Here is a 12,056-nt window from a genome sequence, read left to right on the forward strand (position 1 = left end):
AGGACACCAAAGCCGACAACAAACCGGCAAGCAAAACCGAAGCGATGGCCGAGAACAAAGCCGCTGAGAAAAAGTGGGAGGATTTCGACGCCAATAACTTCGCTAATCCGACCAATATCGACAACACCTATTTGCCCATGAAGCCGGGTATGCGCTATACCTATGAAGGCACTACCGTCGAGGACGATGGCACGGTCGTGCCGCACAGAGTTGTGATCAATGTCACCGACATGACCAAAGTGATCGGCGGCGTCCCCTCGCTGGTCACATGGGATCTGGACTATAGCGACGGCGAACTGGTCGAGGCGGAGTTGGCTTTTTTTGCGCAGGACAATGACGGCAACGTCTGGCGCATGGGTGAATATCCCGAAGAATATGACGAAGGAAAATTTATTACCGCACCCACCTGGATTCACGGCTTTGAAGAAGCGCGCGCTGGCATCATGATGCAAGGAAAACCGCAGCTCGGAACGCCCAGCTATGCGCAAGGCTGGGGCCCGGCAGTGGACTGGACCGACCGTGGGCAAGTCGATCAGATGGGCGTTGAAACCAAGGTACCGGCCGGCCAATACAAAGATGTTTTGGTGATTGCCGAAACCAGCGCTGCGGAACCGGATGCGCAACAACTCAAGTATTATGCGCCCGGCGTGGGCAATGTTTACGTGGGTTGGCGAGGGGCGGGTGAAAAAACCAAAGAGATTTTGGAGTTGACCAAGGTCGAACAGCTCGACGCCGAGGCCATGGCCGCGGTGCGCGCGGAAGCGCTGAAGATGGAAAAGCACGCGTACGAAGTCAGCAAAAACGTGTATGCACATACCCCGCCATTGGAGCAAATGCCGGGTACCGGACAGGCAGCCAAGTAAGGATTCATCCAAAAATAACTTCCCGCACGAACGTAGCCCCCGCCCCTTGTGGGCGGCTGGTGGAACACTGAAATATCGTGTTCCATCATGCCACACGAGAGTGAAGGTGACGAACTAGTGAAGGATTTTTCAGATGCGCACTTAGCGCCAAAGCTGTTCACTTGACATTTTGTTCGTAGTCCCTGCCTCTTGTAGGACGATGATTCTGCTCACGTTATAGCACCCCACAAGGGGGTGGGACTACGAAGTGAACGGCATTGCATTTTGTGTGATTTTTAGAACTGATCGCTAAGAGCCGTTGGAATCTCTTCGTGGTCTTGGCGTCTTCGCGGTTCAATGGGTTGCTTTTTGGGGTGAGAAATAAAGCTGGGCTGTATTCCAAGCTATTCTGAGATTTTTTGCGCATTGCGCCGCGCCGGAATTGGCGGACACCTGCACAAAAAACACTCTCAGAAGAAAGGGAATTTTGTTTTTAAAATATCGTGATCACTGTAAAAAATTACCCACGATAAACATACAAAAAAAAAAGTGCAAATGTGTCACAGCCTTGTGAACAACTTGCAAAATAACTGTCAAACAAACGCATGAAATAACCCAGGTTGTATCACCTAACCAACGGAGGTCTGCAATGATGCGTTGGATTGTTGGGTCGAGCCTGAAGCTTCGACTCGTGATGGCTGCGGCTGCGGCGTTGCTGATCGTATTCGGCTTCACACAGCTTCGCAAAATGCCGGTGGATGCTCTGCCGGAGTTCACGCGGCCTTATGTTGAAATTCAAGCAGAAGCCCTCGGGCTTTCGGCTCAAGAGGTGGAGGCCATGATCACCACGCCGTTTGAGGCGGACATGATGAATGGCACGCCCTGGGCTGAGGAAATCCGGTCCGTATCGATTCCCGGCTTGTCGTCGGTCACTCTGATCTTCGAGCGGGGGACTGACATCATGAAGGCCCGGCAAGTCGCGCAGGAGCGCATGACTGAGATCTTTGCTCTGCCGCAAGTGTCGAAACCGCCCTCCATGATCAATCCCGTTGCTTCGACCGGCCGGTGTATGGAGATTGGCTTGACCTCTAGTAAGCATTCTCTGATCGATTTGTCAGTGCTCGCCCGCTGGACGATTGTGCCTCGGCTGATGGGCTTGTCTGGTGTGGCCAATGTCTCTATTTGGGGTGAGCGCGAGCAGCAATTGCAAGTGCAGGTAGATCCAGAAAAACTGCGCGCAGAAGGCGTAAGCCTGATGCAAGTCATCACCACTGCCGGCAATTCGTTGTGGGCCTCACCGTTGACCTTTTTGGAAGCGTCGACGCCCGGCACCGGCGGTTGGATTGACACGCCGAATCAAAGACTGGGTGTGCGGCATATCCTTCCCATTCAAACTGCCGATGATTTGGCTAAAGTGCCCATCGAAGGCAGTCCCTCGAAGCGTTTGGGCGATATTGCCACGGTGATGGAGGATCATCAGCCCCTTATCGGCGACGCGTTCGTTAATGACGCCGCTTCGCTCATTTTAGTGGTTGAGAAATTTCCGTGGGCCAACACCAAGCAAGTGACTCAGGATGTTGAAAAGGCGCTGGCTGCTCTGCGTCACGGCCTCGCCGGCGTGGAAATGGATCCCACACTTTTTCGTCCCGCAACCTTCCTGGATGTGGCCGTCAACAATCTTTCCTCGACATTGCTGATCAGCGGCATTCTCATGATTCTGGCGCTTTTCGCCTTTTTCTTTAATTGGCGTACGGCCTTGATCTCCTCCGTAAGCGTGTTGGTGTCTGCCATCGTCGCCGGAGGCGTACTCTACCTGCGTGGCGTCGAGGTCAACATGATGATCATTGCCGGATTGATAATCGGTTTGGTCGCCCTTGTCGACGACGCCATCGTCGGCGTCGAAAACATCGTCCGGCGTTTACGCCAATCGCGTGAAGAGCGTAGCGGCAAATCCACCTCGAACATCATTTACGAAGCTGTCACCGAAGTGCGGAGCCCCTTGCTTTACGCGACAGCGATCATGTTGTTAACCGCAGTGCCGCTCATGCTCTTGGAAGGCGTTTCCGGCGCGTTTTGGCAGCCGGTGGCAAACTCCTATGTCCTGGCATTGCTTTCCTCATTAGCGGTCGCCTTGACCATTACCCCGGCGTTGAGCCTGCTATTGTTGCGCAAGGGATCACTTCAGGCCGGCGATTCTCCCGCTATGGGCGTATTGCGCGGTCTCTACAACGGCCTGTTTGGCTGGGCCGCTCGCGCTCCGCGCCCGGCTTTTGTTACCGCCTGTGCTTTGGCAGTGGTCGGTTTGCTTTCCTTGGCATTCTTGCGTCAGGAATCGCTGCTGCCGGCGTTTAAAGAAACCGACCTCGTGGTCCGCATGGCTGGCAGCCCGGCCACTTCCCATCCGGCCATGACTCGCATTACCAACCTGGCCAGCCATGAGTTGCGCTCTGTTCCAGGCGTCCGCAATGTCAGCTCGCATATTGGCCGCGCGATTATGTCGGATAAGCGCACCAACGTCAACGACAGCGAAATTTTGGTCAGCATTGATCCTGCCGCTGATTATGATGCCACCGCCGCGCGCGTTCAGGAAGTGGTGAGCGGATATCCGGGATTATCACCGGAAGTCTTGACATATAGTGAATTGAAGGTGCGAGAAGAACTTTCCGGTACCGGTGAGAACCTGATCGTGCGTGTTTATGGCGAAAACACGGATATGATCATCAAAAAGGCGGAGGAAGTTCAGAGCATGTTGGCGAAAGTCGGCGGTATCGTTAATCCCTACGTGCAGTATCCCGCCGAAATGCCGACGCTGGAAATCGAGGTCGACATCGAACGAGCCAAAAACTATGGCCTCAAACCTGGTGATGTGCGCCGGGCCGCAACCTCCTTGGTCTCGGGTATCGTGGTCGGCAGCCTTTTCGAAAATCAAAAAGTGTTCGACGTCGTCGTGTGGGGCGCACCGAGTGTGCGCCATAGCGTCGAAAGTGTTTCCAATCTTCTCATCGACCGGCCCGAAGGTGGCCACGTGCGCTTGCAGGATGTCGCCCAAGTGCGCATCATGCCGGGAGAGGCTGAAATCCATCGTGATGCCGTGGCGCGCCGTGTCGATGTGATCGCTGATGTGCGCGGACGTGATCTCGCGGCTGTCGCTGCTGATATAGAAAAGGGCATTGATCAAATCGATTTCCCGCTGGAATACCGCGCTGAATTGCTGGGTCAATATGCGGAGCGGCTCGCCGCCCAAAACCGCGTCATGGCCTTTGCGATTGCCACTGCTATTGGCATCTTCCTGCTCTTGCAAGTGTTCTTCCAGAGCTGGCGCCTGGCAACGGTTGTCTTTGTGACGTTACCGATGGCTTTGGCCGGTAGTGCCTTGGCGGCCTGGTTAACCGCCGGCGGCGATGTCTCATTTGGCGCGATTGTGGGATTCTTTGCCGTCTTCGGGATTACCGTGCGCAACAGCATGACTTTGGTCAGCCGTTATCGGCGGCTTGAGCGCGAGGGTGAACAGTTTGGCGCCGAATTGGTGCAGCACGCCACACGCGAGCATGCCGGCCCAATCTTGTTGACGGCAGTCGCGCTGGCGCTGGTGTTCTTGCCACTGGCGTTTGCCGGTAACATCGCCGGTCTGGAAATCGCCCAACCGCTGGCCGTGGTGGTCATCGGTGGTTTGATCACCTCGACCCTGTACAGCCTGGTGGGCGTGCCTGCCATGTACTTGCTCTTTGGCGCGAAGCGCGAACCCGATCTCGATCTGCCCATCACGGTCGTCACCGAAGAAGAAATGCGCGAGGCGATGGAAAGAATGAGAGAGAGCGGAAAAGTCGAGCCGGCTATGTGATAAAACGTTTTTGCTGACCTGGGCTGGGCGGCAAACCGCTCAGCTCGGGCATGTTTGCAAATCAACCGATAAAAGGTCATTCTAAAAATCAGGACTTGATAAGTTTCAAAAAGGATTCCGGCAGAATGACACGATTGAGACAGGTGTTAAAAACCTGCTCTAAACCAGCATACAACGAACAGGAGATAGCGATGAAGAATCTGAATCGATTGATGATTGCAGCACTGCTGATTGTCGGTCTGCAAATCACTGCATGCCAAAAACATCACGCCGGCCATCATGCCGAGCATCCGGCCGAGGTTGAAGCCATTCCCGGATCGGATGTCAAGAAAGTAACGCTCACCGAGCAAGCCGTAAAACGGCTCGACGTTCGAACCGAAGCAGTCCGTGAGCAGGGAGGCAAGACCATGGTTCCGTATTCTTCGCTGATCTATGATCCGAAGGGTGAAACCTGGGTCTACACCAGTCCGGCGCCACGCACGTACGTCCGTCACAAAGTCGATATCGACAGGATTACGGGTGACACAGTGACTTTGAATTCCGGTCCGCCTGCCGGCACAACCATCGCAACTGTTGCAGTGGCCGAGTTGTATGGCACTGAGTTCAAAGTTGGGCATTAACTGGATGCTGGTTGCTGGTCGTTGGTTGCTCGTTGCTGGTTTTGAAAAATTCGTATTGCGCAGGTTTTGTAGCCCCCGCCCCTTGTGGGCGGATGTCAAAAACCATGAGGTCGCGGTTACAGCAATGCCCCACAAGGGGCAGGACTACGAAATTGTGGTAAAACAGTATACCAGCAACAAGCAACCGATGATTTACCTTTCTCAAACTTTTAACTTTGCTTTGAAAAAAACTACTTATAGAGGTTCGCTATGATGCGATGGATTGTTGGATCGAGCCTGAAGTTTCGGTTCCTGGTGATTGCGATCGCCGCGGGCCTGATGTACTTCGGTATCGGTCAACTCGGCAAAATGCCGGTGGACGTCTTCCCGGAGTTTGCCCCGCCGATGGTTGAAGTTCAGACCATCTGCCTCGGGCTTTCCCCGGAAGAGGTCGAATCTCTGGTGACCGTGCCACTGGAGCAGGTACTCGCCGGAATCCCTGGAATGACGGTTATGCGCTCCAAATCGGTTCCGGATTTGTCTGCCATCAAAATGTATTTTCAGGCCGGCACCGATTTGCTGCTGGCCCGGCAAAATGTTCATGAACGTCTGACCACGATATCACCGATTCTGCCGACGTGGGCTGCGCCGCCGATTATGCTGCCCCCGCTTTCGGCCACCAGCCGCATGTTGAAGATCGGAATTTCTTCGAAAACCAAATCGGTGGTCGATTTATCGATGATCACCTACTGGACCATCCGCCAGCGTTTGTTGCGCGTTCCTGGAGTGGCGAATGTCGCCATTTGGGGTGAGCGCATTGAAATGTTCCAGGTGAATGTTGTGCCGGAGTGGATGAAAAAGCACAAAGTGACCCTGGATGAAGTGATGGAGGCCACCACCACTGCGTTGGATGTCGGATTGTTCCAGTTTTCAGAGGGACACCATGTCGGCTCCGGCGGCTGGGTCGATACCCCGAATCAGCGATTGCAGGTCCGGCACGTTTTGCCCCTGGTCAAAGATTATGAAAATGTTACGGCAACAGACTTGGGCGAAATGCCGGTTGTGGTCAGAAATGGCCAGCAAATTCACTTGAAAGATGTCGCCGAGGTGGTCATGGGTCATCAACCCATGATCGGTGAAGGCATTGTCAATGATGGCATCGGCCTGTTGCTCATCGTGGAAAAATTTCCATGGGGCAACACCTTGCGTGTGACGCAAGAGGTGGAAAAAGCTATTGATGCCATGCGGCCCGGCCTCCCAGACGTGGAGATTGACGCGGCCATCTTCCGCCCCGCCACCTTCATTGAGATGTCCATCGACAATCTCAATAAGGCGTTGCTCATTGCGGCGGTCCTGGTGATTATGATTCTTTTTGCCTTTCTCTACGAGTGGCGTACCGCTTTGATCAGCTCGACTGCCATCCCCTTGTCATTGATGACCGCCTTGATGGTACTCTGGGTGCGGGATACGACGATTAACACCATGGTGCTGGCCGGGTTGGTGATTGCCCTGGGGGCCGTGGTCGATGATGCCATCGTCGATGTCGAAAATATCGTGAGGCGCCTGCGTCAAAATCGCAAGGAAGGCAAAAAGGTGCCGATTAGCAGGGTCATTCTCGAAGCCTCCTTTGAAGTGCGACACGCCATCATTTTTTCGACCTTGATTGAAGTGGCGGCGCTGTTGCCGGTCTTCGTGATGGAAGGCCTGTCCGGCGCGTTTTTTAAGCCACTGGCACTTTCGTATTCGATCGCGATTGCAGCCTCGACCGTCGTCGCGCTAACGGTTACGCCGGCAATGAGCTTTCTGCTGTTGCGCAACGTGCCGTTGGAACACCGCGAATCGCCACTCACGCGCTGGCTGCAGCGCGGTTACGATTCGCTGTTGGCGAAGATCGTCAAAAAACCGGTCATGGCCTACAGCACGGTCGGTGTCTTCCTTCTGGCAGGCCTTTTGATCTATCCGCGACTGGGGCAATCTCTGCTGCCTGACTTCAAGGAGCGGGATTTCCTCATGCACTGGCTGACCAAGCCCGGCACCTCCTGGCCGGAAATGCAGCGCATCAGCATTCAGAGTGCCGAAGAGTTGCTTTCCATTCCCGGCGTGCTCAACCTGGGCTCCCACATCGGACAAGCGCTGATTATGGACGAAGTTGTCGGAATGTACTTTGCCGAACACTGGGTCAGTATCGATCCGAAGGTGGACTATGATGAGACGCTGGCCAAAATCCAGGAGACGGTCGACGGCTATCCCGGAATTTATCGGGACGTCCAGACCTATCTCAAAGAGCGCATCCGCGAAGTGTTGACCGGCACCTCTGAGGCCATCGTGGTGCGCATCTTTGGCACTGATTTGGACGTGCTCGGCGAAAAGGCTGCAGAAGTGAAAGAAGCCCTGTCGAAAATTCCCGGCATCGTCGAACTGCACTTCTCGTTTCAGGAGAAGATTCCACAGATCGAGATCAAAGTCGATCTCGCCAAAGCGCAAAAATACGGACTCAAACCAGGCGATGTTCGCCGTATGGCCACCACGATGGTCGCCGGTGAAGAGGCGGGTGACATTCACATTGGCAACCGGACCTACGACGTCAATGTGTGGAGCATTGCTTCGGCACGCAACAGCGTAACCGACATCAAGGAAATGTTGCTCGACGTCCCCGGCGGCGGTCACGTGCAATTGCAAGAAGTGGCGGAAGTGCGCGTCGCACCCACACCGAACGTGGTTAATCGTGAACACCTCAAACGCCGCATCGATGTCGGCGGCAATGTGAAAGGCCGCGATCTCGGCGCGGTTTATGCCGACGTGCAAGCCGCGCTGGCGACCGTTGAATTTCCGCAAGAGTACTATCCCGTGTTGCTGGGCGAGTATACCGAGCGGCAAGCGGTGCAGCGCAAGATGCTCATTTTTGCGATCATCGCCGGCATCGCGATTTTCTTCTTCCTGCACACGTCCTTCAAGAATGGGCGTCTGGCAACGCTGTCCTTCTTGCTGTTGCCCTCGGCTCTGGTCGGCGGCGTGATGGCGGCCTGGTTGGGCGATGGCGTCATTTCGCTCGGCTCAATGGTCGGATTCCTTACAGTTTTGGGAATCTCAGCACGCAACGGCATCTTGATGATCAATCACTTCCAGCACCTCGAAGAACAAGAAGGCGAACCTTTTGGTGTCGGGCTTGTGCTGCGCGGCGCGAAAGAGCGCTTAGCACCGATCTTGATGACGGCCTCGACCACCGGTTTGGCATTGATTCCATTGGTGATCGCGGGCGCGATTCCCGGCAACGAGATCGAACACCCAATGGCCGTGGTGATTCTCGGCGGCTTGATCACCTCGACGCTGCTCAACCTGTTTGTGGTTCCGAGCCTGTACTTGAAGTTCGGCCGCCGCAACAATGGCAATGACGTCGGGCGCGCGCAACTTGCGTTAACCAGCTTGGGGCAGTAATCCCCTTCTGTTAGAGCGTATCTGAAAAGCAGAAAGTGAGACTGACCGGTCACTTAAATTCGTTGAGAGACCGAAGCCTTACGCACTAAAGTGACCGGTCAGTGGCTTCTCAGATACGCTCTGAGGAAAGCAAAAGGGGGATATACTTGAATCCACAAAGGACAATGTTCAATGGTGCCGCCAGCGCACAAATCGCGTGAGGCTTAACGACGTTCATGTCTCCTTACCTCCTAATGAACTTCCCCTCTTCTTAAAGGGGGAGGGGAAGTTTTACCCAGTTTTCGCGTTCATAGACTGGCCAGTCGATGCATCCGGCCGGTCTTATTGCAATTGACAAACGGCAACCTCTTCAATTTAAACCTCTTGAGCGTGCAATCATGAAAAACACTGATACCCAAAAGAAAACTATCCGTTCCCGCCTTTTCAGCGCGACGTTTTACGGACGCCCTCTCAGCTTCATGCTGGCCCCGCTGGGACTGCAAGCAGAATCTCCGGTTTTGCAAGAAATTGGCCCGCTGGCCTTTTTGCTGGTTATGCTGGCTCTCTTTGTGATGGTCGCCCCAGCAAAAGCGCAGGACCCGCTAAAATTTGCCGGCGACTTCCGCGTGCGGCATGAAACCACGACGAAACAAGAGCCCGGGGCGCTGCCGGATATTCGCGATCCGCGCAACCGTGAAGTCGTACGCTTTCGCTTCGGTATGAGCAAAAAGATTAACGGCCTGTTCAATTTTGGCGCGCGCCTGGCAACCGGCTCGCCGGATGATCCCAACACCACGGACATTACGATTGGCGACTTTGCCAATGATCTCACCATCAGTCTGGACCGCGCCTACATGGAGTTGGCTTACCAAAACTTTTTTCTCACCGGCGGCAAGTTCGCCAATCCCTTCCGGACGACTGAAATGGTGTGGGATGGCGACGTCAATCCGCAGGGCTTTGGCGCGAGTTACACCTTAGCCGGTTCTCCCACCGTCGTTCCCAAGCTTACCGGCGTCTATTACGTCATCGACGAACAAACAAGCCGTGACGACAGCTACATGTTGGGCGGTCAGTTGCAGTTTGCCATCAATGCCAGCGACAACTTGAGCCTGACGCTGGCCGGCGCTTATTATGACTATACCATCAAAAGCCTGGTCAATGCCAACTCCGGCGATATTGGCAGCAATTACCTGAACCCCGCGGGCGACGGGTATCTCTCGGATTTCGATTTGATCGATGCAATTGCAGCCATTGATTATCGCGGCTTCGGCGAGCAATGGCCGTTGCGGGTGGTGGGAAACTTTGTGAAGAATCGCGGCGCTGTGGACGGCGGGCAGGGTGAACAGGATGCCGGGCTTAACGTGGAATTATACCTCGGTAAAACCACAAAAATACACGATTGGCGTTTGCAATACGCTTTTACGAAAACCGAGGCGGATGCGGTGCTGGCGGCTTTCTCGCATGACAATACCACGCTTACAACCAATTATATCCAGCACACGCTCGGCGTCGACTATGTCGCGCACGAAAACATGATACTCAATGTAACGCTGTACCGCTATCGCCGCAACGAATTGGAAGCCGTGGAAACTGACGGCTTTGAGAACGATTCGTTCATGCGCGTGCGCCTCAATGCGTTGGTGAATTTTTGAGATTGTTGTGCATAGGCCAGTGTAAAAGCAGCGTCATGATCCCAAGTCTTGATGAAACGGCAGCGAGAGGGTAAGAATGAAAAAATTCAAGGTGATACCGTAAGCTCCTCCTCGTCATGGCCACCTTGAATTATAGAACGCCCCCTCGTGGGGCGTTTTTGCGGAATAGGCGTCAGCATAGCGATAACGGACAAAGCGATATTTTCAAACTGCGAATTGACACTACAACGTTAAGTCGAAGTGACAATAGCCCCAAACAAAGGGGCGAAATGCAGAAGCGAAGGGCAACGCCCTGGAAAATCGGTACTCAAGAGATATCACCAAACCCCAACAAAGGGGTCAAACAGGCCTTCTAATACTACAACGTTAAGTCGATGCAAACACCGAGTTGTGTCATTCTGCAAGAATCTTGTGAAGTAATAAGAAAGCGACTCAAACCGACAGCAAACCCAGTACATCACAAGATTCCTCCTGACAGGGACAAAAGTAGGGATAAATCTCGAGCTTAACGTTGTCATGCTAGCCACACTGGGTTTTACAAGTAATTTACAATTCAACTACACAATCATGACACTTTCTTATTGTTTTTTTATTATATTACAGCGAAGAAATTTTTGCAACAAACGCTTAAAATTGCTTCCTGTTAAACGCGCGAAAAACGATTTCAGCTATTCGCAAGCCCGTCAGAGCAATTCATATACACGGTTTTTTCTAACTAGCAGCAACCCTTCGAGAGGCCAGGTAAGCATCCATGAAGCCCGAATCAGCGCCTCGCAACGAATCGTTTCCCGGTTAAACAAGTGCGGCACTTTGTTGGTTTGCAGACACGTATTATAGGTATAACCTTCTAAGGAGGAGTGCATCTATGTTTGACGACAAAACCCCCAAAGCTTCGCGCTCGGAGACGGAAGTGCTGGTCGCCAAGGACCTGCGCAAGTCTTACGGCCTGCGAGAAGCGCTGAAAGGATTATCGTTCTCGTTAAATGCCGGGCGCATTCTGGGTTTCCTGGGTCCCAACGGCGCAGGAAAAACCACCGCCATCCGCATTTTGACGACGATTCTGGAGCCGGACGCGGGCCACTTTGTAGTAAACGGCATCAGCTCGGATAATCCGGTGGAGTTGCGCCGCAAGATCGGCGTGCTGCCGGAGAGTCTGGGATTCCACAAGCAAATGACCGGACTGGAATGCCTGATTTTTTTCGGCCGGCTTTATGGGCAAAGCACGGAGCAGGCCAAAGCTACCGGCATCGCGATCAATTAGCGGCCAGCCTTAGCCGAACAGAATGATAAAGCCGACGATCAGGCCGAAAAGACCGGTCGCTTCCGCCAGGGCGAAGCCGAGCAGCAAGTTGGTGAACTGCGACGGCGCCGCCGACGGATTGCGCAACGCGCCCGCCAGGTAGTTGCCGAAGATGTTGCCGATGCCGAGACCGGCGCCGATCAGAGCAAAACAGGAAAGTCCCGCGCCGATCATGCGTGCAGCTTCAACGTCCATGGGTAATATCCTCTCGTCTAAAAACTCGGTTGAAGGGTTAAAAATTCTCCGCTTTCGCCGTTTCCATCCTTAGTGCAGATGCAAGGCATCATTAAGGTAGATGCAGGACAGAACGGCGAACACGTAGGCTTGCAGCAACGCCACCAGCAATTCCAGGCCGGTAAAGGCGATGACGAATAATAGCGGCAGCACGCCAAAAGCGCCCAGCGCCAC

8 protein-coding genes are annotated in these 12,056 nt (G+C 53.9%); 6 read left to right on the top strand and 2 right to left on the bottom strand.

Features of this window, described 5'->3' with window-relative positions; genetic code table 11:
• The first annotated feature begins 1,491 nt into the window (after positions 1–1,491).
• The 6 genes from FBQ85_17905 (at position 1,492) to FBQ85_17930 (ending at position 11,609) form a co-directional block, all read left to right on the top strand.
• Positions 1,492–4,683, top strand: a complete 3,192-nt coding sequence (locus FBQ85_17905) for an efflux RND transporter permease subunit (GenBank protein ID MDL1877009.1) — start codon at positions 1,492–1,494, stop codon at positions 4,681–4,683.
• A gap of 191 nt (positions 4,684–4,874) precedes the next feature.
• Complete coding sequence (locus tag FBQ85_17910; protein ID MDL1877010.1) at positions 4,875–5,303, top strand: hypothetical protein; 429 nt, start codon at positions 4,875–4,877, stop codon at positions 5,301–5,303.
• Positions 5,293–5,556, top strand: a complete 264-nt coding sequence (locus tag FBQ85_17915; GenBank protein MDL1877011.1) for a hypothetical protein — start codon at positions 5,293–5,295, stop codon at positions 5,554–5,556. Before FBQ85_17910 ends, FBQ85_17915 begins: the two co-directional genes overlap by 11 nt.
• Positions 5,553–8,717 (top strand): efflux RND transporter permease subunit, encoded by a 3,165-nt coding sequence (locus FBQ85_17920; protein MDL1877012.1) that lies wholly within the window; start codon positions 5,553–5,555, stop codon positions 8,715–8,717. Before FBQ85_17915 ends, FBQ85_17920 begins: the two co-directional genes overlap by 4 nt.
• 305 nt (positions 8,718–9,022) lie before the next feature.
• Positions 9,023–10,348: a hypothetical protein gene (locus tag FBQ85_17925; GenBank protein ID MDL1877013.1), complete on the top strand. Its 1,326-nt coding sequence runs from the start codon at positions 9,023–9,025 to the stop codon at positions 10,346–10,348.
• A gap of 865 nt (positions 10,349–11,213) precedes the next feature.
• Positions 11,214–11,609, top strand: a complete 396-nt coding sequence (locus FBQ85_17930; protein ID MDL1877014.1) for an ATP-binding cassette domain-containing protein — start codon at positions 11,214–11,216, stop codon at positions 11,607–11,609.
• Between the two features lie 9 nt (positions 11,610–11,618).
• Here FBQ85_17930 and FBQ85_17935 read toward each other — a convergent pair whose 3' ends face one another.
• Positions 11,619–11,843: a F0F1 ATP synthase subunit C gene (locus tag FBQ85_17935; GenBank protein ID MDL1877015.1), complete on the bottom strand. Its 225-nt coding sequence runs from the start codon at positions 11,841–11,843 to the stop codon at positions 11,619–11,621.
• A 69-nt stretch (positions 11,844–11,912) separates the two neighbouring features.
• Positions 11,913–12,056 (bottom strand): F0F1 ATP synthase subunit A (locus FBQ85_17940; protein ID MDL1877016.1); only part of this gene is annotated, 144 nt, incomplete at its 5' end.

It is taken from the genome of Cytophagia bacterium CHB2 (assembly GCA_030263535.1).
Lineage (GTDB): Bacteria > Zhuqueibacterota > Zhuqueibacteria > Zhuqueibacterales > Zhuqueibacteraceae > Coneutiohabitans.